Source organism: Pseudomonas fluorescens, assembly GCF_040448305.1.
GTDB classification, from domain to species: domain Bacteria; phylum Pseudomonadota; class Gammaproteobacteria; order Pseudomonadales; family Pseudomonadaceae; genus Aquipseudomonas; species Aquipseudomonas fluorescens_BH.
On record NZ_CP148752.1, the window covers coordinates 5,783,558 to 5,805,072 of the forward strand.

The 21,515-nt window shown below is 61.7% G+C and carries 17 protein-coding genes and 1 tRNA gene; 11 read left to right on the top strand and 7 right to left on the bottom strand.

Features of this window, described 5'->3' with window-relative positions:
• Window positions 1-118: 118 nt before the first annotated feature.
• Window positions 119-1,336 (bottom strand): MFS transporter, encoded by a 1,218-nt coding sequence (locus WHX55_RS26325; protein ID WP_353741578.1) that lies wholly within the window; start codon window positions 1,334-1,336, stop codon window positions 119-121.
• A gap of 334 nt (window positions 1,337-1,670) precedes the next feature.
• On the opposite strand from WHX55_RS26325, the gene WHX55_RS26330 reads away from it, so the two are divergent.
• Window positions 1,671-3,728: a methyl-accepting chemotaxis protein gene (locus WHX55_RS26330; protein ID WP_353741579.1), complete on the top strand. Its 2,058-nt coding sequence runs from the start codon at window positions 1,671-1,673 to the stop codon at window positions 3,726-3,728.
• Window positions 3,729-3,743: 15 nt separating this feature from the next.
• Here WHX55_RS26330 and WHX55_RS26335 read toward each other — a convergent pair whose 3' ends face one another.
• Entirely contained in the window at window positions 3,744-4,649 is a 906-nt protein-coding gene (locus WHX55_RS26335) for a LysR substrate-binding domain-containing protein (RefSeq protein ID WP_150756380.1), read from the bottom strand.
• A 227-nt stretch (window positions 4,650-4,876) separates the two neighbouring features.
• Here WHX55_RS26335 and WHX55_RS26340 point away from each other — a divergent pair, with 227 nt between their 5' ends.
• The 6 genes from WHX55_RS26340 to WHX55_RS26365 all read left to right on the top strand — a co-directional run bounded on the left by WHX55_RS26340 (window position 4,877) and on the right by WHX55_RS26365 (window position 10,491).
• Entirely contained in the window at window positions 4,877-5,995 is a 1,119-nt protein-coding gene (locus WHX55_RS26340; protein WP_150756381.1) for an ABC transporter ATP-binding protein, read from the top strand.
• 15 nt (window positions 5,996-6,010) lie between these two features.
• Window positions 6,011-6,931 (top strand): ABC transporter permease, encoded by a 921-nt coding sequence (locus WHX55_RS26345; protein ID WP_007981819.1) that lies wholly within the window; start codon window positions 6,011-6,013, stop codon window positions 6,929-6,931.
• A complete protein-coding gene (locus WHX55_RS26350; protein ID WP_353741580.1) occupies window positions 6,928-7,737 on the top strand; it encodes an ABC transporter permease in 810 nt (269 codons plus the stop codon). Before WHX55_RS26345 ends, WHX55_RS26350 begins: the two co-directional genes overlap by 4 nt.
• A gap of 27 nt (window positions 7,738-7,764) precedes the next feature.
• Window positions 7,765-8,811, top strand: coding sequence for an extracellular solute-binding protein (locus tag WHX55_RS26355; protein WP_150759021.1), 1,047 nt, complete (start codon window positions 7,765-7,767; stop codon window positions 8,809-8,811).
• Window positions 8,812-8,872: 61 nt separating this feature from the next.
• Complete coding sequence (locus WHX55_RS26360; RefSeq protein ID WP_150756384.1) at window positions 8,873-10,327, top strand: amidase; 1,455 nt, start codon at window positions 8,873-8,875, stop codon at window positions 10,325-10,327.
• An 87-nt stretch (window positions 10,328-10,414) separates the two neighbouring features.
• A tRNA-Met gene (locus WHX55_RS26365) sits at window positions 10,415-10,491 on the top strand.
• Between the two features lie 99 nt (window positions 10,492-10,590).
• Here WHX55_RS26365 and WHX55_RS26370 read toward each other — a convergent pair.
• Window positions 10,591-11,700 carry a DUF2817 domain-containing protein gene (locus WHX55_RS26370; RefSeq protein ID WP_353741581.1) on the bottom strand — a complete coding sequence of 370 codons (1,110 nt, stop codon included), beginning with the start codon at window positions 11,698-11,700 and terminating at the stop codon, window positions 10,591-10,593.
• A gap of 166 nt (window positions 11,701-11,866) precedes the next feature.
• On the opposite strand from WHX55_RS26370, the gene ggt reads away from it, so the two are divergent.
• Window positions 11,867-13,705 (top strand): gamma-glutamyltransferase, encoded by a 1,839-nt coding sequence (gene ggt / locus WHX55_RS26375; protein WP_353741582.1) that lies wholly within the window; start codon window positions 11,867-11,869, stop codon window positions 13,703-13,705.
• A gap of 62 nt (window positions 13,706-13,767) precedes the next feature.
• Here ggt and ddlA read toward each other — a convergent pair whose 3' ends face one another.
• Window positions 13,768-14,862 (bottom strand): D-alanine--D-alanine ligase, encoded by a 1,095-nt coding sequence (gene ddlA / locus WHX55_RS26380; RefSeq protein WP_353741583.1) that lies wholly within the window; start codon window positions 14,860-14,862, stop codon window positions 13,768-13,770.
• A gap of 165 nt (window positions 14,863-15,027) precedes the next feature.
• On the opposite strand from ddlA, the gene WHX55_RS26385 reads away from it, so the two are divergent.
• Together WHX55_RS26385 and WHX55_RS26390 are read left to right on the top strand one after the other, a co-directional pair.
• Window positions 15,028-15,837, top strand: a complete 810-nt coding sequence (locus WHX55_RS26385; protein ID WP_151214024.1) for an AraC family transcriptional regulator — start codon at window positions 15,028-15,030, stop codon at window positions 15,835-15,837.
• Between the two features lie 76 nt (window positions 15,838-15,913).
• The gene (locus WHX55_RS26390; protein WP_150728024.1) at window positions 15,914-16,282 is read left to right on the top strand and encodes a cupin domain-containing protein; all 369 of its coding nucleotides are present in this window, start codon (window positions 15,914-15,916) and stop codon (window positions 16,280-16,282) included.
• A gap of 12 nt (window positions 16,283-16,294) precedes the next feature.
• On the opposite strand, the gene WHX55_RS26395 is transcribed toward WHX55_RS26390, so the two are convergent.
• The 3 genes from WHX55_RS26395 to WHX55_RS26405 form a co-directional block, all read right to left on the bottom strand.
• Window positions 16,295-16,894 carry a flavin reductase family protein gene (locus WHX55_RS26395; RefSeq protein ID WP_150759026.1) on the bottom strand — a complete coding sequence of 200 codons (600 nt, stop codon included), beginning with the start codon at window positions 16,892-16,894 and terminating at the stop codon, window positions 16,295-16,297.
• Window positions 16,895-17,062: 168 nt separating this feature from the next.
• Window positions 17,063-18,379 carry a PAS domain-containing methyl-accepting chemotaxis protein gene (locus tag WHX55_RS26400; RefSeq protein ID WP_151213799.1) on the bottom strand — a complete coding sequence of 439 codons (1,317 nt, stop codon included), beginning with the start codon at window positions 18,377-18,379 and terminating at the stop codon, window positions 17,063-17,065.
• 117 nt (window positions 18,380-18,496) lie between these two features.
• The gene (locus tag WHX55_RS26405) at window positions 18,497-19,810 is read right to left on the bottom strand and encodes an MFS transporter (protein ID WP_150728031.1); all 1,314 of its coding nucleotides are present in this window, start codon (window positions 19,808-19,810) and stop codon (window positions 18,497-18,499) included.
• 200 nt (window positions 19,811-20,010) lie between these two features.
• Here WHX55_RS26405 and WHX55_RS26410 point away from each other — a divergent pair, with 200 nt between their 5' ends.
• Window positions 20,011-21,429, top strand: a complete 1,419-nt coding sequence (locus tag WHX55_RS26410) for a TIGR00366 family protein (RefSeq protein ID WP_353741584.1) — start codon at window positions 20,011-20,013, stop codon at window positions 21,427-21,429.
• The last annotated feature ends 86 nt before the right edge of the window (window positions 21,430-21,515 follow it).

A 21,515-nucleotide genomic window follows, 5' to 3' on the forward strand; every position in this document is an offset into this window, starting at 1 on the left:
CACCAATTCCCTGTAGGAGTGAGCCTGCTCGCGATAGCAGACTGTCAGTCGACTGAGTCGCCAACTGACACACCGTCATCGCGAGCAGGCTCACTCCTACATTGGGAAATGTGTTGGGTCAGGACTTCTTCGTACGCGGCAAGAAGATCGCCAACACCCCGAACAGCGGCAGGAACGAACACAGGTAGTACACGTATTCGATGCCGTGTATGTCCGCCAGATGGCCAAGCAATGCCGCGCCAATCCCGCCGAAACCGAACATCAAACCGAAGAACACCCCGGCGATCATCCCGACATTGCCCGGCACCAATTCCTGGGCGTACACCACGATGGCCGAGAACGCCGAGGCGAGGATGAAGCCGATGACCACGCTGAGGATGCTGGTCCAGAACAGGTCGACATGGGGCAGCAACAAGGTGAACGGTGCAACGCCAAGGATCGAGAACCAGATCACCGCCTTGCGCCCGATCTTGTCGCCGATCGGTCCGCCGAAGAATGTCCCCGCCGCGACCGCGCCGAGAAACAGGAACAGGTGCAACTGCGAACTGGCCACCGACAGGTCGAACTTCTCGATCAGGTAGAAGGTGAAGTAGCTGGTGAGGCTCGACATGTAGAAATACTTGGAGAACACCAGCAACCCGAGTACCACCAGCGCGCTGGTCACTCGGCCCTTGGACAGGCCGTGAGTCGCCGCCTGGCCTTGCTTGAGCTTGAACAGGCTCAAGTGGTTGGCGTACCAGCGGCTGATCCGGTAGAGCACGAACAGTGCAAACACCGCGAACAGGCCGAACCAGGCCACGTGCCCTTGACCGTAGGGAATGATGATCGCCGCCGCCAGCAACGGGCCGAACGCCGAGCCTGCGTTACCGCCGACCTGGAAGGTCGATTGCGCCAGCCCGAAGCGCCCGCCCGAAGCCAGGCGCGCCACGCGGGACGCTTCCGGGTGGAAGGTCGATGAACCGATGCCGATCAGCCCCGCCGCCAACAGGATTAGCGGGAAACTGGCGACCACCGACATCATCAGAATGCCGACCAGGGTGCAGACCGTCCCCGCCGGCAACAACCACGGCTTGGGATGGCGGTCGGTGTAATAACCGACCCACGGCTGCAGCAGCGAGGCCGTCAACTGGAATGTCAGGGTGATCAGGCCGACCTGGGTGAAGGTCAGGCCATAGTTGGCCTTGAGCATCGGATAGATCGACGGCAGCACCGACTGGATCAGGTCGTTGATCAAGTGTGCCAGCGCTACGGCGCCGATGATGCGCATCACCAGGGGACTGCTTTGGGGCGTAGCGGACGCCGGCACTGAGCCGGTCTGGGTGTTGCTGATAGCCATGGGAGTTTCCAGACAACAGGAGGTACAAACGTGCAGGTGCGTCAATGTGCCATTTTTCAGTGCAGCAACGCCATCCCCTTAGCCTGCTAACGACTTCGTTTTTTCATCGCCACAACCTTGATGGCGCAAAGCCATGGTCTGAATCTTGCCTTCCTTGTCGGCTTGAACGCGGCTTCCTTACAAAGGAGACCGACAATGGGAAGTTTCGCTACAGAGTCGGCCTACAGAGCGGACAAGGGTGAACTTTCGAGGCCTTTTTAGAGGGCACGAGTCGGAGGTGCGACAACCTCCGACGCACGCCAATAGTGCGTGGTGTCCAGAGGAGTCATGGGGCATGCAGGCTTTTTTATCACCGGGGATCGGGCTGCTGGGGCGTTTTGGCTTCGCACGTAAATTCCAGCTGTTGTTTCTGCTGTTTATCCTGCCGCTGGCCGGCAGCCTGTGGATGATCGGCCAGGACTATCGCGACAAACTCAACCTGATCTCCGGCGAACGCGCCGGGGTGCGGCAACTGCTTGCGCTCGATGCGCTGGATGACCTGCTCGCCGCCCAGCGTGATCGCGCCGCCCGGTGGCGCGCCACCGAAACCAATCGCCAGCCAACGCCGGCCACCCTCGCCGCGATGGCCGCCTTCGATGCGGTTCAGCCCGCCGTCAGCCAGGCCGCTGCCGAGTTGGGCAATGCCCTGCAAAAAGAAAGTGCCGTGGGTGAAACCCTGTCGCGTTACCAGACCCTGCAAACCGCCCTCGATGGCCTCGATTCAAAAAGCCTGAGCAATGTCGGCTGGTGGCCGGATGGCTATGATCGCTTCACCAACGCCTTGAGCGCCCTGCAAGCCTTGCGCGAGCAAATCGCCATGGACAATCGCCTGACGCTGGCACCGTGGCTGGAAACCTACTTGCTGACGCAGATCTCCACCCAGCATGCACCGGACCTGATCGAACGGGTCGGTCGTCTGGCGGCGGTGGGTCAGGCCTCGGTGGTGTCCGGGCAGTTCACCCTGCAAAGCCGCCTGCAACTGCGCGACCTGCGCAGCCGCATCGGCGATGCTCGAGAGCAGTTGGTGAAAACCGCAGGCCTGCTCGAAGCGCGCTTGCCCAGCGCCCTGCAAACCTGGGCCGGGCAATACCACGACAGCCTCAAGCGCCTCGATGCGGGTCTGAAGGTGCTGGATGACGGCGTGTTCGGCGGCAGCATCAACCTCAAGCCGGAGGATTTCGAACGCAGTCTCGATGCCCTGCTCTCCAACCTCGCCTCGTTGCGTCAGCAGTCGCTGGTGTCGCTGGATCAACGCCTGGATTACTACCACGGCTCGGCGATCCGCCAGTTCATTGTGGTGGCCGCCGTGTTGGGCTGCCTGCTGTTGGCGGCACTGTATCTGTTCATCTGTTTGCAGGCCTCGATCCGCCGCAGTGCCAGCGGCATCACGGTGCTGGCCGAGGCCTTGCGCGATGGCAATCTGAGCCTGCAAGTACCGGTTCAGGGCCGGGACGAACTGGCGGTCATCAGCACCGCGCTGAACGTCGCCGTGGTGCAACTGCGCACCAGCCTGCAAGGGGTGAATCACGAAACCCTGCAACTGAGCAACGCGGTGCAAACCCTCAACCATCACTCCAGCGACGCCCTGGGCGAAGTCGAAGCCCAGCAGTTGCAGATCAGCCAGATTGCCGCAGCAGCGACGCAACTGGCCGCCACCTCACAAGGGGTGGCCCACAGTTGCGAACAGGCGTCCGGCAGCGCCCAGCACACCCGGCGCATTGCCGCCGACAGCAGCCGTGACAGCCAGCGCACCACCGCGAGCATCCAGCAACTCAATCAACGCCTGAACGAGACCGCTGCGGCACTCGGTCGGGTCAGTGAACAAGGACAGCAGATTCAACTGGTGGTCGACACCATTCGCGGCGTCGCCGAGCAGACCAACCTGCTGGCCCTCAACGCCGCCATCGAGGCGGCACGGGCGGGCGAGCAAGGGCGTGGCTTCGCGGTGGTGGCCGATGAGGTGCGCAGCCTGTCGCAACGCACGCAATCGTCGACCGCACAGATTGCCGGTACGGTCGACAGCCTGCGCAACACCGTGAATGAGGCCGTCAGCCTGATGCAAGCCGCGTGCAGTCAGGCAGAGAGCGATGCACAAGCGGTCACCGGCCTCGGTGAACGGCTCGGGGAAATCGCCAGCGCGGTACAGAGCGTCACCGATACCCTGGCGCAAATCGCCACAGCAGTGGAAGAACAGGCCAGTACCGCCGACGAGGTCAGCGGCAATATCCAGCAGGTCGATCAAGCGGCTGTGCGTTTGCTCGAAGGGGCCCGCGCGGTGAACCAGGCCGCAGACACCCTGAGCCACGGCAGCAAGGCCCTCAGCGCCAACACCGGGCGTTTCCGTTTGAGTTGAGTCCGCCAGGACTTCTCAGGCGCGGATCACCGCCTCCGGGAAGTCCTGCTCCAGCTCGCTCTTGAGCCAGTCGATAAACCACGCCACGTCCGCCGAGAGTTCGGCGGACGGCGTCAGCACCCGGTAGCTTTCCAGCTTCACCTGCGCGTCCACCACCCGCACCAGCTTGCCGCTATGGAGTTCTTCGCGCACCAGCACTTCGTTGGCCAGCGCAATGCCCTGCCCGCTCTCGGCCACCGACAATGCGTGGTCGTTGTTGACGTAGAGCATGTCCGAATTGAGATGGATGTCGAGGTCATTAGCGGCGAACCACAGGTTCCACCACTCGCCATCATCGACGTGGATCAGGTTGTGTTTCACCAGGTCCGCGGGGCTGTCGATGGGCTCGACGCTGGCCAGATAATCGGGGGAACAGATCGGAAACACCCGAGGGCAAATCAGGCTGGTGCGCGAGTGGGCATATTGGCCGTCCACCCCGTAGACGATGCCCAGGTCAGCGCTTTTGCCATCCACTTCGGTAAAGGTCGAATTGGGTTCAATGGCGAACTTCAAGCCCGGACGCAGGTGCCGCATGGCCTCGATGCGCGGCATCAGCCAGCGCTTGGCGAACCCCGGCACCACCATGATGCGCAACCAGCGTTCGGCGTGTTTTGGCTGCGCCTCTTTTCCGGCCTCGATGATCAGCTGCAAGGCGGCGGTGATCTTGCGGTGATACTTCTCCCCCGCCGTCGTCAGGTTGACCCCGCGAGAGGTGCGCTCGAACAGTTGGATGCCCAGCCAGTCTTCCAGCAACTTCACGTGACGGCCGATGGCCGGCTGGGTCACGTGCAGGGCCTTGGAGGCTTCGACATAGCTGCCCAGCCGGGCCGCGGCATCAAAGGCACGCACCGCGTTGAGCGGCGGCAAACGGTGGTCAGGCATGGTTTCCGGGCGCCTTCTGCTGTTAAATTTTTTAACAGCCCCTATGTTAAAATTGAAGTTTCGCCCCCGCAACCCCTCGCTGATAATCGATCCACATCAGAACAAAAAAACAGCTGGTTACAACACCCGAACGCAATCTCGATCCTGCCCAGAAAAATAATATCCATGGCCCGACGGCACAGCTGTTTCAGCAGGTGCGCGGGCGATGGGGGAATCGGAGGTAACGCATGAATGCCCTGCATTCGCTGCAAACGCTGGCGGTGTCTATCCGCTCAGTGCGCAAAGTCTACGGTGATCCAAAGACTGGCCCGGTGGCGCTGAAAAGCATCGACCTGGACATTCGCGACAACGAGTTCTTCACCCTTCTCGGCCCTTCAGGCTGTGGCAAAACCACGCTCCTGCGGATGATCGCCGGGTTCGAATTCCCTACCGAAGGCGAGATTCTGCTCTACGGCGAAAACATCGCCGACCGCCCGCCCTTTCAGCGCCCGGTCAACACGGTGTTCCAGCATTACGCGTTGTTCCCGCACATGACCATCGCCGAGAACCTGGCCTTCGGTCTTGAATCCCACCCGATGGGCAAAGTCCTGAACAAAACGCAAATGGCCGAACGGGTGCGCGAGATGCTCGCCCTGGTGCAGATGGAGCGCTTTGCCAACCGCAAGCCGGCGCAGTTGTCCGGCGGTCAGCAACAGCGTGTCGCCCTGGCTCGTGCATTGGCGCCGCACCCCAAAGTCTTGCTGCTCGACGAACCGCTCTCGGCCCTCGATCTCAAGCTGCGCCAGGCCATGCGCGAAGAGCTGAAAACCATTCAGGCCCGCACCGGCATCACCTTCATCTTCGTCACCCATGACCAGGAAGAAGCCCTGACCATGTCCGACCGCATCGCCGTGTTGTCCGAAGGCGAAGTGCAGCAGGTCGGCCGCCCGGAAGACATCTACGAACGCCCGCGCAATCGCTTTGTCGCGGATTTCATCGGTGAAACCAACTTCATCGAAGGCACGGTCACCCGCGTCGAAGACGGCCTGGCCTGGTTCGCCGGTCCGGCCGGTCATCCGCTGCCTGCACAGCCGTGCAGCGATGTGCGGGTCGGGGCCAACGTCGCATTGTCCGTGCGCCCCGAGCGTTTGCATCTGGTGCCAGCCACCACTGAATACGCTCTGCCGTGCCGGATCGAAGCGCAGATCTACCTCGGCACCGACCTGCAATACCAGGTCAGCCTGAGCGACGGTTCGCGCCTCACCGTGCGCACCCCCAACTGCGTCGACCAGAGCAAACGCTTCGCCGTCGGCAGCCAGGCCGGTCTGTTGTTCGACCAGGGCAGCGCCAGCGTCCTGCACGATTGAGCACGAGGAATTGCCATGCACGCTTTACCGATTGCCAATACCCTGGAACGTCGGCGGGCCTTCCAGAGCTTTCTCGGTGTCAGCCCCGCGCTGATCGCCATCGGCCTGTTCCTGATCGTGCCGATCCTGATCGTCATCGGTTACTCGCTGATGGAGGCCAACCCCTACGGCGGGGTGAACAAGGTATTCAGCAGTGACGCCTACACCTCGCTGCTGTTCGAGCGGCAACTGGACGACAGCCTGGCCTTCGCCGACTCCTACCTGATCATCGCCCTGCGCTCCATCGGCATCGCCGGGCTGACCACCCTCATCACTTTGCTGATCGGTTTTCCGGTGGCGGTATGGCTGGCCATGCAACCGGCCCATCGTCGCGGCTTGCTGATCTTCCTGATCACCGTGCCGTTCTGGGCCAACCTGTTGATCCGCACCTATGCGTGGATCCTGCTGCTGCGCAACACCGGGGTGATCAACAACAGCCTGATGGGCCTCGGGGTCATCGACCAGCCGCTGCAACTGCTCTACACCGACGGCGCGGTACTGCTGGGGCTGGTTTATACCTACGCGCCCTTCGTCGTACTGCCGATCTACGCCACCCTGGAAAAAATGGACATCCGCCTGCTCGAGGCCGCTCAGGACCTCTACGCCGGACGCGTTCGAACCTTGCGCAAGGTGGTGTTGCCCATCGCCAAACCGGGGATTCTCGCCGGCGCCATCCTCACCTTCGTGCCTTGCCTGGGCGCAATGATCGCCCCGGAACTGCTCGGCGGCGGCACGCGGATGATGCTCGGCAACCTGATCTTCCGCCAGTTCAGCGATGCGCGTAACTGGCCATTCGGCGCGGCCCTGTCGCTGGTGTTGATGGCGGCGGTGATGTTGGTACTGACGGTCTATGCCTTGCGTGCCGAACGCCAGCGTATCGCCAAAGGAGGTGCGTGATGATCGGCCTGTTCAAACGCAATACGCTGGGCGTGCAGGACTTCCCCGGCTTCGGTGGTTTCAGTTTCCTGTTCTACCTGTACCTCTACGCGCCGATCGTAGTGCTGGTGGCGTTCTCGTTCAACGCCAACCAGTCGGCCACGGTGTGGACCGGTTTCAGCTTCGACTGGTACCGCGCGGCCTTCGCCAATCAGGCCCTGCGCCAGGCGGCCGGAAACAGCCTGTTGATCGCGGTGTGCGCCAGCATGGTCGCCACGGCCATCGCCACCCTTGCCGCCCTCGGCACTTCACGGGGTGCGAAGTTCAAGGGCCTGCAACTGTCCATGGGCGCGATCATGTTGCCCCTGGTGCTGCCTGAAATCGTGGTCGGGGTCGCCACCCTGGCGCTGTTCTCCACCATCGGTCTGTCCCTGGGCTACGGCAACCTGATCATCGCGCACACGGTGTTCTGCATTCCGTTCGCCTTTTTGCCGATACGGGCACGCCTGAACGACATGGACCTGTCCCTGGAACAAGCCTCGGCCGACCTGTATGCCGGCCCGTGGCGGACCTTCCGCAAGGTCACCCTGCCGCTGCTGATGCCGGGGATTTTCTCCGGGCTGATGCTTGCCTTCATCGTGTCGCTGGATAACTTCGTGATCTCGATGATGGTCTCCCAGGCCGGTACCACGACCCTGCCGATCTTCATCTTCGGCCTGTTGCGCATGGGCGTGACACCGGACGTCAACGCCGTCTCGACCCTGATCCTGGGCGTCTCGGTGCTGTTCGTCACGCTCTCTTATCTGCTGGGCAAAAAGAAAACCTGAACCTTCTACGTACTGTGGGGAAATAGCATGAGCAAGTTGATTGCAAGCATCGGCACTTCGTTGTTCCTGACTTTACCGCTGACCATGGTCGGCAGCGTTCAGGCCGCGGAAAAACTCAACGTGGTGAGCTGGAGCGGCTACTTTTCACCGGAGATTCTCGCCAAGTTCCAGAAGCAAACCGGCATCGAAGTCACAGTCGACTCCTACGATTCCAACGAAACCCTGCTGGCCAAATTGAAACAGGGCGGTGCCGGTTATGACGTGGCGATCCCGTCGCACCAGTTCGTGCCGATCCTGATCAAGGAAAAACTGCTGGAGCGTTTCGACCCGGTCAGCCAGCCCTACTACGCCAGCGTCGTCGACAACCTGAAAAAACCCACCTGGGACCCGGAAGGCGCCTACTCCGTGCCGTTCATTTGGGGCACCACCAGCGTGGTGCTCAACACCGAGCGCTACAAGGGCCCCACCGACAGCCTCAAGGTGCTTTACGAGCCGCCGGCCGAACTGCAAGGGCGGATCAACATGTTCGACTCGGTCAGCGACGTGGTGGACATGGCCAGCCTGTACCTGAACATTCCGCTGTGCAGTGAAGACCCGAAGCAGATGCAGCAGGTCCTGACCCTGCTCAAGGCGCAGAAACCCTTCGTCAAGACCTACAGTTCCAAGGCCGGTTCGATCCGCGAAAACCTCGCCTCGGGTGAAATCGACATGTCGACCTTCTGGGGCGGCTCGTCGATGCGCGCCCGGGAGATGAAACCGAGCCTGAAATACCTTTACCCAAAAGAAGGTGTACTGGCCTGGGTCGACAACATGGTCATCCCGACCGGCAGCAAGAACCCAGCGAACGCCAAGGCCTTCATCGCGTTCCTCAGCCAGCCTGAAAACGCGGCGATGACCCAGAACTTCCTCAAGCACCAAAGCCCGATCAAGGGTGTGGAACCCTTCCTCGATGCGGGCCTGAAGGACGCGCCGGAGCTGCACATTCCCGAAGGCACCAACGTGGTGTTCAGCAAGACCTGCGGCGAAGGCGCAATCCGCCTGGCCGACCGTCTCTGGACCAACCTGATGCGTTGATCTCTACCGCCCCGACGCAAATGGCGGGGCGTTTTTCCAGCCGTCTGAAAGGCCGCTTGCAATGAACTCGAATAACATCAGCGAACTGGTCCTGTTGCAGGCCCATGAGCTCGCCGAACGCATCCGCCTGCGCCAGGTTTCCTGCCGGGAAGTGATGCAGACTTATCTTGCCCATATCGAACGCTTCAACCCGCAGGTCAATGCGCTGGTGAGCCTGCAAGCGCCGCAAGACCTGCTGGCCCAGGCCGATATCCGCGACGCCGAACTGGCGAAAGGTCAATACCGTGGCTGGATGCACGGCCTGCCCCACGCCATCAAGGACTTGTCCCTGACCCGCGGCATCCGCACCACCCTGGGTTCGCCGCTGTACAAGGACTTCATCCCCGAACGCGACGGCATCATGGTCGAGCGGATCAAAGCGGCGGGCGCGATCATCATCGGCAAGAGCAACACCCCGGAATTCGGCCTCGGTTCGCAAAGCTATAACCCGCTGTTCGGCGCGACCGGTTGTGCCTACGACCCGAGCAAGACCGCTGGGGGCAGCAGCGGCGGCGCGGCGGCGGCGTTGGCCATGCACCTGGTGCCGGTGGCCGACGGCAGCGACATGATGGGCTCGCTGCGCAACCCGGCGGCCTTCAACAACATCTTCGGTTTCCGTCCGTCCCAGGGCCGCGTGCCCTTCGATGACAGTGCCGATCTGTTTATCGACCAACTCGGCTACGAAGGCCCCATGGCTCGCAGCGTGCGCGATGCAGCGTTGCTGTTGTCGGTGCAGGCCGGGGCCGATGCGCGGGCGCCGCTATCGATTGCCGAATCGGGCAGCGCCTTTGCCGCACCGCTGGATCGAGACTTCAAAGGCACGCGTCTGGGCTGGCTCGGCGACTTCAACGGCTACCTGCCGATGGAGCAAGGCATCCTCTCGCTATGCGAGAAGGCCTTTGCCGACTTCGAAAGCCTGGGTTGCCACATTGAACCCGTTCAATCCAAATTCGCGCCAGAGAAGCTGTGGAGCAGTTGGCGGACATTGCGCCACTGGATGGTCGCCGGCTCGTTGGGCGCGACTTATGCCGACCCGCAAAAACGGGCGCTGTTGAAACCGGAAGCCTGCTGGGAAGTGGAAAACGGCCTGAAACTCTCGGCCACTGACGTGTTTGCCGCCTCGGTGACGCGCAGCGACTGGTATCGGGCGATCTCCAGGCTATTCGAAAAATACGACTATCTGCTGCTGCCCAGCGCCCAGGTATTCCCGTTCGATAAAACCCAACCGTGGCCTGCCTCCATCGAAGGCGTGACCATGGACACCTATCACCGCTGGATGGAGGTGGTGATTCCCGGCACCTTGTCCGGCTGCCCGGTGGCTAACGTACAAGTGGGCTTCAACCAGAACGGCCTGCCCATGGGCCTGCAGATCATCGGCAGACACCAGGCCGACTTCGCTGTCCTGCAACTGGCGCACGCGTACGAACAGGCCAGCCGCTGGTTCCAGCGCTGCCCTTCACCCCTGCTCAGAGGATAGATTTTGATAAACGGTTGAAAGCGCAGAGAAATATTTTAGATTTGTGCTTGACGCATCCCCGTTACCGGTGAATAATGCGCGCCACTTGGCTACATAGCTCAGTTGGTTAGAGCATAGCATTCATAATGCTGGGGTCCGGGGTTCAAGTCCCTGTGTAGCCACCAAGTACTAAAAACGGCTTACCGCAAGGTAAGCCGTTTTTTTATGCCTCGATAAAAGTGGGCCGCGGTTGCAGGAAATCCTGAACCGCACACACCCGTCGATCAGGTTCGAATCGTCGGCAATGCGGCCAATGCCCGCTCCCAGATCTGCCACGTCCGCAACCAGACCATCGCCTGCCAATCGCTGTCGGCGGGATAGAACTGCTCAAGCAGATTCAACTTGATCTCGCGCCCGACTGCATCACTCGGGTTGCCATGCAGATGCAGCCAGTGGTCATCGCGCAGATGACGGTGAACGTCCGGCCCCGGATAAGTCCCGCACTCGATGACAAACGGCATCAGCCGCACCTGCGGCAGCGCATTGATCAGTGCTTGCGAGGTGTAGCCCGTGGCCGTTGCCGCCACGCCGGTTTCGCTCAGGGTGTCGGCGCCGGTTTGCAGGCTGTAGAGCCACGGACCATAAATCGCCTGCGCATCCGCCAGCGCCGGATAGGCGGACTCGGTGATGGTCAACAACATCGGATGACCGTACTCGCCAGCGCCCGTGTGCAAGTCGAAACACATGGCGACCTCGGCATGGGCCACGTGCTTTTGCACGATCTTGTGCAACGTGCGGTTCGACCAGCTCGGCGCCAGCCCGCCGAAAAACAGGCCGTCGGGATGAGCATGCTGACCGCCCTCGACAATCGACATGACTGCCGGCCAGCCGTGCAGGCGAATCTGCTCGTCGAGCAAGGCATCGGCGCGATCACGCTGCGGGCCACGCAACTGCGGGCAGGCATAGATTTCATGCAGGGCGTTGTAGGCCTGGTTGTCCGGCAGCGGGCGCTGGAAATCCAGGTGATTGCGGTTCAGGTCGATGTTGTCTTCGTTGACCCTTCGCAACCACGCCATGCCCCAAGGGTTGATGGCATGGATCATGACCACGGCGACATCCGTTGGCAGGGAACGCTTGCCCAACTCCTGCAGCCATTTGATCTGGCAGCCCGAGCCATAGAAGCCTTCGACCCCGTGAGTGCCGCTCAACGCGATCAGCAGCCGCTTGGCGCCCGGATCACCCAGCACCGCCACATCGGTACTCAGGGGTTCGCCGAACGGTCCTTTGAGCGGGTGTGGATACTCCGTCAGCGTTGCGCCTGCCGTGGTCGCGGCGGCCAGGAACTGTTCACGCTGGGTGCGATAGCTGGACTGGGTGGGGAACTCGGTTTGCATGTCTGCCTCTTGTTGATTTTCCGGCCTGCCCGTTGGCAACGACCCTACAGAAAATCCCGCCATTGATGAAGGACAAAAACGTCTGTGCCGCAGGACCCGGTTTGCTTCCCTCCCGGTCGGCCGATAAAGTCGGCTGATCGTAGATCCAACGGACGGAGTACCCCACGTGTTCTCAACCTTCCCTTTGCGCCGCTATCGCCTGCCAGCCCTGATTCTGCTCGCCAGTGCCTTGACCCTGGCCGCATGCAACAACGCTTCGGTGCCGACGCTGCCGCTCCCGCTCGCACCGGAAAGCGCTTCCGGTTTTCGCACCGACCTGCGCACCCAACACGCCGAAAAATACATGGCCGCGGCGGCCAACCCGCTGGCGGCCGAAGCTGGGCGGGAGATACTGCGCCGGGGCGGCTCGGCCATCGACGCGGCAATTGCGATGCAAGCGGTGTTGACGCTGGTCGAGCCGCAGTCTTCGGGCATTGGTGGCGGCGCTCTGATCGTACTCTGGGATGGCAAGGCCGTGCGCACCTACGACGGACGTGAAACCGCCCCGGCCGGCGCGACGGAGAAGCTTTTCCTGCAAGCCAACGGACAACCGATGGGGTTCACCCAAGCGCAGATTGGCGGCCGCTCGGTGGGCACGCCCGGCGTGCTGCGCGCCCTGGAACTGGCCCATCAAAAACACGGACGCCTGCCCTGGGCGCAGCTGTTTGAACCGGCCATCCAGCTCGCCGAGCAAGGCTTCGCCATTTCGCCACGCCTGCACCGGTTGATCGCCGCGGATCCGTCCATGCCGCGCTCGCCGGAAATGATGGCGTACTTTCGTAATGCTGATGGCAGCCCAAAAGCCGCCGGCACAAACCTGAAGAACCCGGCACTGGCCGCCGTACTCAAGCGCATCGCCCATGAAGGCCCGGACGCCCTGTACAAAGGCCCGGTCGCCGAGGAAATCGCGACCAAGGTTCAGGGACACGCCAACCCCGGCAGCTTGTCCGTAAGCGACCTCGCCAACTACCAGGCCAAGGAGCGCGCGCCGCTGTGCACCGACTACAAGCGCTGGCAAGTCTGCGGCATGCCGCCGCCATCGTCGGGCGGGATCGCCGTGGCGCAGATCCTCGGCACATTGCAAGCCCTGGAGACTCGCGACAAGCGCCTGGCGCTGGCGCCGCTGAAACCGGTCAAGACCACGGCCCCGGCCGGCATCGAACCCGATCCGCAAGCCGTGCATCTGATTTCCGAGGCCGAACGCCTGGCCTACGCCGACCGCGCACAATACTTAGCCGACGCAGACTTCGTCCCCGTGCCGGTCAAGGGCTTGGTCGACCCGGCCTACCTCGCCAGTCGCGCCGCCCTGATCGGCGAACGCAGCATGGGCACGGCCAAACCCGGCACTCCGCCGGGCATCCGGGTGGCCTATGCGCCGGACCGTTCGCCGCTGCGGATTTCCACCTCGCAAGTGGTGGCCGTCGATGATGCAGGCGGTGCCGTGTCGATGACCACCACCATCGAGTCGGCGTTCGGCTCCCACATCATGGTTCAGGGCTTCATGCTCAACAACGAGATGACCGACTTCTCGTTCATCCCCGAGGAAAACGGGCAAAAAGTCGCCAACCGCGTCGAGCCCGGCAAACGCCCGCGCTCCTCCATGGCCCCGACCCTGATCTTCGACCGCCAGAGCGGCGAATTCCTCGCCACCGTCGGCTCCCCCGGCGGCTCGCAAATCATCGAATACGTGGCCAAATCCACCATCGGCCTGCTCGACTGGAACCTCGATGCGCAAGCCGCCATCAACCTGCCCAACTTCGGCAGCCGCAACGGCCCGACTGAACTGGAACAGGGGCAGTTCAGCCCGACGTTGATTCAGGCGCTGAAAGACAAAGGGCACAGCGTGAGCGAAATCGACATGACCAGCGGCACCCAGGCGATTGTTCGGGTCAAGGACGCCCAAGGCAAAGCGTCGCTGACAGGCGGGGCCGATCCGCGGCGTGAGGGGCAAGCGTTGGGGGATTGAGTCGTACGCAGGGATGAGAAAGGGCTTACCGGTGGGTAGGCCCTTTGTACATGAGCAAGTCGCTATCTACTGATTTTCAATCCCTGCCGAACCTGGTGTTTTTCCAACGCCAGCTCGATCAGTCGCGTCACCAGTTCGCTGTAGGTCATGCCGGTGGCCTGCCACAGTTTCGGGTACATGCTGATGCGGGTGAAGCCGGGCAGCGAGTTGATTTCATTGATCAGCACTTCGCCACTGTCGGTCAGGAATACATCGACGCGGGCCAGGCCGGAGCAGCCCAGTACCTGGAACGCTTCGACGGCCAGGGCGCGAATGCGCTCGCTGGCCTCGACGCTGATATTGGCCGGCACCACCACTTCAGCAGCCGTGTCGTCGATGTATTTGCTGTCGTAGGAATAGAACCCGCTGCGCACCACGATCTCGCCACAGCCACTGGCGATGGCGTCTTCATTGCCAAGCACCGCGCATTCAATCTCGCGGCCGCTGACGGCAGATTCGATCAACACCTTGGTATCGAAACTCAAGGCCAGCTCCACCGCAGCACTGTACTCAGCCTCGTCGGTGACCTTGCTCACACCCACGGAAGAGCCCTGATTCGCCGGCTTGACGAACAGTGGCAAACCCAACTTGCCCCGCACCTCGGCAAACCCGGTGCGCGCCGCCGTGGCGAGGGTCAATGTCACGAACGGCGTCACGGCCAGGCCGGCATCGCGCAGCAGGCGCTTGCTGATGTCCTTGTCCATGCACACGGCCGAGCCGAGCACATCGGAGCCGACAAACGGCAGATCGGCCATGCGCAGCAAGCCTTGCAGGCAACCGTCCTCACCGAGGGTGCCGTGGACAATCGGGAAGATCACATCGACGTGACCGAGCATTTCCTGGCTGGAGGTTTCCACCAGTTGCTGACTGGCTTTGCCCGGCACCACGGCCAGTTCGCGATTGGACTGATTGAGGGCGATCAGCGCCGGGTTTTCCTGGTTCAGCAAAAAGTTCGAAGGGTCGTTGAGGTGCCAGTGGCCTTGTTTGTCGATGCCGATCAGCACCGGTTCGAAGCGTGAGCGATCTAGCGCATCGACGATGTTTTTCGCCGACTGCAACGACACCTCATGCTCGGCCGAACGGCCCCCGAAAATGATCCCCACGCGCAACTTGCTCATGACCTGGCCTCATCCTGACAAATAAAAAACAACCTGTAGCGAATGCGCCCCACAGTGCAGTATTTGCCCTTGGTTTTCTAGCGGACAAGCCGCCTTCCGATCAGAAGACAGCGAACCGTTGGCTGGGTTACCGTGTTGCGCATCAAGCTCAAGACAATCATCACCATGGCCAAGCGTCCGCCTCGCAATGACTGGTTCCTTCGCGCGCCCGATGTCGGCGGGCTGCAGCGTTTCGAGGCGTTTTTTGCCGGCCATGGCTACGACCTTCACCGCCACGACACCTATGCCATCGGCCACACCCTGGCCGGGGTGCAGAGCTTTCAGTATCGCGGCGGCTGGCGTCACAGCCTGCCGGGCGCAACGATCGTGCTGCACCCGGACGAAGCCCACGATGGCGAGGCCGGGACCGAGTCCGGTTTCCAGTACCGGATGATGTACATCGAACCGGCGCTGATCCAGCAGATGCTCGGCGGGCAAGCGCTGCCGTTCATCAAAACCGGGCTGTCGAACGATCCCCGCCTGTTCGCCGCCACGGGCGCGTTGCTGCGCAGCCTGGATTGCCCGCTCGATCCACTGGAAGAACAGGACGCGCTGTTCGATCTGGCGCAAGCCATGAGCATGGTTTCCGGTGCGCCGGGCAAACGCTCGGGTTTCGATTACGTGGCCGCACAGCGTGCGCGGGAATACATCCACGGCGCCCTGGATCGCACCGTGACCCTGGATGAACTGGCGCAGCACAGTGGTCGGGATCGCTGGAGCCTGTCCCGGGATTTTCGCCTGCTGTTCGGCACCAGCCCCTACCGCTACCTGACCATGCGCCGCCTGGACATGGTCCGTGCGCTGCTGATTCAGGGTCAGAGCCTGGTCAGCGCCGCGCTGATCGCAGGCTTCACCGACCAGAGCCACATGACCCGGCAATTCAGCAAAACCTACGGCCTGTCACCGGCCCGCTGGCTCAACATGCAGCGCCGTTGAGCCACGCACAATCGTACAAGAAGCGCGTTGAGTCGCTGGCTATTGTGGGTTCATCAACCACCGCGAGAGCTGTTACATGAACGCTTACGAAAGCCTGAACTTCGCTGAAAAAATCAGCCGGATCGATTCCCACTGGTCGCCCCGGGTCATCGCCGAAATGAACGACTACCAGTTCAAGGTGGTGAAGCTGCTGGGGGACTTTATCTGGCACGACCACCTCGATACCGACGAAACCTTCATCGTGCTCGAAGGCCGGCTGCGCATCGATTTTCGCGATGGCCACGTGCTGGTGAACGCTGGGGAAATGTATGTAGTGCCCAAAGGCGTCGAGCACAAGCCCAGTGCCGAGCAGGAGGTAAAACTCCTGCTGATCGAACCCAAGGGCGTGCTCAACACCGGCAGTGAGGGTGGCGAACGCACGGCCGAGAATGATGTGTGGATATGAGCGCTGACCGGCTCAAGCCTGCAAGGTCTTGCCATCCACCGGCTCGCCAATGGTCAGGAAGTGCCCCCCCGCCACGTGGTGCAAGGTGCGCAAGGCATCTTGCCCTTCGAAGTGCCAGCGGCCTTCGCTGAACACACGCTCGTCAGCCTGGGCGGCAATCACTTCGGCCAGGAACAGATCGTACCGCTGGTGATTGTTCGGCTCCGGCAACAGGCGACACTCCAGCCAGGCCACGCAGCCTTCGAGCATCGGCGCATCAACCGACTGGCCGGTGAACGTCTGCAAGTCGTAGGTTTCAAACTTGTCGCGCCCCTGACCCTGGGTCAATTCCAGGCCGGAGGTCGAACCGACGGTTTGCACAATGTCGGCCTGGGCGGCGCAGGGTACGTTCAACACAAAGGTGCCCGAGGCTTCCAGCAACTGGCGAGTCCAAGTGGACTTGTCCAGCACCACGGCAATTTTCGGGGGTTCGAAATCCAGCGGCATGGCCCAGGCTGCCGCCATGATATTGCGCTGGCCACCGTGGGCTGCGCTGACCAGCACGGTCGGGCCATGATTGAGCAGACGATAGGCCTTGGACAAGGGAACCGGACGGCGGTGAGAAACGCTCATTGAAGTCTGCTCCTGGGGAAAAGAGCCGATTGTAGCGCCCACGTAACCCTGTGGGAGCGGGCTTGCTCGCGAAGGCGTCAGTTCAGTCACAGTTGCGTTGAATGACACACCGCTTTCGTCGGAACGCCGCCCGGAGCAAGCCCGCTCCCACCAAGAGCTGATCGCAGGTCAGTTAGTGAGTTGATTGGCAAACTGCCCCACAGCATTGACCACTTTCTGCGCGCCGTCCTGAATCTCGACAATCACCGTACCCGCTTCCGCCGCCAACGCCAGGCCCTGCTCGGCCTGAAGCCTGCCGTCGGTCATCAGGGCCACGGCGTTACGCGCCATGTCCTGGTTCTGCCGCACCACGAGGACGATTTCGTCGGTGGCCTGGCTGGTGCGCGAAGCCAGTTGCCGGACCTCATCCGCCACAACGGCGAACCCCCGCCCCTGCTCGCCCGCTCGCGCCGCTTCGATGGCCGCGTTGAGCGCCAGCAGGTTGGTCTGTTCGGCAATGCCGCTGATGGTTTTGACAATGCTACCGATCACCAGCGACTGCTCGTTCAGGGCTTCAATGCCATCGCCGGCGGTTTGCATATGCCTGGCCAGGTCGCGCATCACGTCCACGGCCTGGGTCACCACGGCGTTACCGCGCTGGGCGCTTTGGTCGGTTTGCTGCGAGGTGCTGTAGGCGATGTTGGCGGCCTCGGCGACGGCATGTTCCTGATTGACCTGATCGGTAATCACCGTGGCGAATTTCACCACCTTGTAGAGCTTGTTGTTGGCATCGGCCACCGGGTTGTAGGACGCCTCCAGCCAGACCGTACGACCATGGCTGTCGACTCGTTTAAAACGGTTGGCCACGTATTCGCCCGCGTTCAGGCGACGCCAGAAGTCCTGGTACTCGGCACTGTTGTACTCCTCCGGCAGGCAGAAGGTGCGGTGATGTTTGCCTTTGATCTGCGCCAGGCTGTAACCCATGCCGCTGAGGAAACGGTCGTTGGCGGCGAGCACATTGCCATTGAGGTCGAATTCGATCACCGCCGTGGAGCGCACCAGTGCGCCGATCAGGTTCTCGTGTTCGCGGGAGGCCTCGATGGTGCGGGTCAGGTCGCTGGAGAAAATCGAAAAATGCCTGATCCGCCCATCCGCCGAGCGCACCGGTTGCAGGATTGATCGCAACCACGCTTCCTGGCCGGTACCGCGCAACAGGCGCACTGCGCCGGCGAAGTGCTCGCCACGGGTCAGCGCGCTCTTGAAACGCAGCTGGAATTCATCGGATTTCACGTGATCCGGAACCAGTTCGTCGATGTGTCGGCCAATCAGGTCGCCACTCTTGTAATGCATTTCGCCAAGGAAGTTCTGATTGACCGACTGAACCCGTCCATCGCTTTCGAGGGTCAGTACCAGCATCTCGCTTTCCAGGCTTTCCTTCACTTGCTGGAGGCTGGAGAGTTCTTCACGAAGAGCCGACAGCTCCTGCTTCAAGCGTTTATTGAACATGGGAAAGCACCGATGGACAGGGGTAGAAAGCGATATGCAGCCTAACCATCGGCCTTGGAAACATTTTCTTAAGTGTGCTTCAGGCTTGCCCCACAAAAATAGTCACGACACGCACAATCAATGCGCGCCAGCTGCAGAACAGCCTGCGATTCTCGGCATCCGTGCACCGAAATAAGCCGCACTGCCCACGCCCACCGCGCCCATCACCGCACTGAACATCACGCAGATCCATGGACTCCACGGCATCAGGCCGATCAACAACAGCGGTGTGACACTCGCCCACGCGGCGTAGGCAATGTTGTAGGTGAACGAAATGCCCGAGACGCGAATCCGCGCCGGGAACAGGCTGACCATCACCGATGGCACCGCGCCGACCACCCCGCAGGACAGCCCTGCCACGGCGTAGGCCAGGCCGATCCAATCGCCGCCCATGATCAGGCAGGCATACAGCACGCCGATGCCCAGCGGCAGCAGCAGGCTATAGAGCATCACCGTGCGCCAGGCGCCGATGCGGTCGACCAACAGCCCGGCGAGCACGCAGCCGATGTTCAAGAACACGATGCCCAGTGCGCTCAAGGCAAAGGTATGGCTGGCGGTCATGCCAAAGGTTTTCTGCATCATGGTCGGGGTGATGACCACGAACACCACCACGGCCGAGGTCAGTACACAGGTGAGAATCATCGCCGGCAAAATGGCCAGCCGATGCTCGCGCAAGACCGTGCGCAGCGGCAGTTCGCCGGCCGCCTCGCGTTGCGCCTGCATGGCCATGAACACCGGGGTTTCGCTGAGCCAGCGACGCAGCCAGACGCCAATCACGCCAAACACGCCACCCAGCAGGAAGGGGTAACGCCAGGCGTAATCGAGGATTTCCGTTGGTGTGAATGCCTGCGCCAGGAAGGTGGCGGTCAATGCGCCGATCAAATAACCGAAGGTCAGCCCCGCCTGCAAGAAGCCCAAGGCATAGCCGCGATGGGCGATGGGCGCGTGCTCGGCGACGAATACCCAGGCACTGGGCACCTCACCGCCCACCGCCGCGCCCTGGAGGATGCGCAGGGCCAACAGCAGCAAGGGTGCTAAATAGCCGATTTGCGCGTAGGTCGGCATGATCCCGATCAGCAGGCAGGGCAACGCCATCATCAGGATGCTCAGGCTGAAGACTTTCTTGCGCCCCAGACGGTCGGCGAAGTGCGCCATCAGGATGCCGCCCAGCGGTCGCGCCAGGTAACCGGTGGCGAAAATCCCGAAACTTTGCAGCAGGCGCAGCCACTCGGGCATTTCCGGCGGGAAGAACAACTGGCTGAGGGTCAGGGCGAAAAACACGAAGATGATGAAGTCGTAGATTTCCAGCGCCCCGCCGAGCGCGGCGAGCCCCAGGGTCTTGTAGTCCGAGCGGTTGAACGGCGTCGGGCGCGAATCGGTGTTGGCAGTCATGAAAAGAACTCTGGCACAGGCAAAAACCAAGGCGCCCATGGTCTACGCAAATGCACTGGCGGACAACCCGTTAGACCAAAGTCCCATAGCCACGAAACAGCCCCGCAAAAATCCTCGGCTTGAATTAATGTTGGCGTCTGTCCAGACGGGCGGTTACTGCCCCGAAGACCAAAACAAACATAAAAATCCGAGGTACCCCCGTGGCCGCTGATATCGAAGATAGCCGCTCCGCCCGCTTTGCCCTGCGCTGCTCAAGTTTTGCCGAACGCTGGTTTCCCGACTCCTGGGTGTTTGCTGCCCTGGCGGTGATTATCGTGGCCCTGGCCACCATGGCGATGGGTGCCAAGCCCACCGATGCCGCGATGGCGTTCGGTGACGGCTTCTGGAGCCTGATCCCTTTCACCATGCAAATGGCCTTTGTAGTGATCGGTGGCTACGTGGTCGCCAGTTCGCCACCGGCGGTGAAACTGATTGACCGTCTGGCCAAACTGCCGAAAAACGGCCGCTCCGCCGTGGCCTGGGTCGCGTTGATTTCGATGGTCGCGTCGTTGCTGAACTGGGGCCTGTCCCTGGTGTTCGGCGGACTGCTGGTGCGCGCCCTGGCCCGCCGCACCGATCTGAAAATGGATTACCGTGCCGCTGGTGCTGCCGCCTATCTGGGGCTTGGCGCGGTGTGGGCCCTGGGCCTGTCGTCGTCCGCAGCACAATTGCAGGCCAACCCGGCGAGCCTGCCGCCGTCGATTCTGTCGATCACCGGAGTGATTCCATTCACGCAGACGATTTTCCTCTGGCAGTCCGGTGCCATGTTGCTGGCCTTGATCGTGATCTCGCTGATCATTGCCTACGCCACCGCCCCGGGCCCGAACTCGGCGCGTGACGCCAAGGCGTGCGGCGTCGATCCGAGTTTCAACCTGCCACCGCTGCAACCACGCACCCGCCCTGGCGAATGGCTGGAACACAGCCCGCTGCTGACGATTCTGCTGGTGTTGCTGGCAGCCGGATGGCTGTTTCACGAGTTCTCGACCAAACCGGCCATCAGTGCGATTTCCGGGCTGAACACCTACAACTTCCTGTTCATCATGCTGGGTGCCCTGCTGCACTGGCGTCCGCGCAGTTTTCTGGACGCCGTGTCCCGTGCGGTACCGACCACCACCGGTGTGTTGATCCAGTTCCCGCTGTATGGCTCGATCGCTGCGCTGATGACCACGGTCAAGGGCGCCGATGCACAGTCCCTGGCGCACCACATCTCGACCTTTTTCGTCAGCATTGCTTCCCACGACACCTATGCCCTGCTGATGGGCGTGTACTCGGCGATCCTCGGCTTCTTCATTCCATCCGGCGGCGGCAAGTGGATCATCGAAGCGCCATACGTGATGCAGGTGGCCAACGACCTGAACTATCACCTGGGCTGGGCCGTACAGATCTACAACGCCTCCGAAGCCTTACCGAACCTGATCAACCCGTTCTACATGCTGCCGTTGCTGGGCGTGCTGGGGTTGAAGGCGCGGGACCTGATCGGTTTCTCGTTCGTGCAGTTGCTGGTACACACGCCACTGGTGCTAGTGTTGTTATGGGCACTGGGGACGACGCTGGCGTATACGCCGCCGGTAATGCCGTAACCATAAAAAAGGGCCGGTATTGATATCGGCCCTTTTTGTTCCGCCCTGTCTGTTTCAGTAACTGCTGGTCTTAATACGCTGAAAAG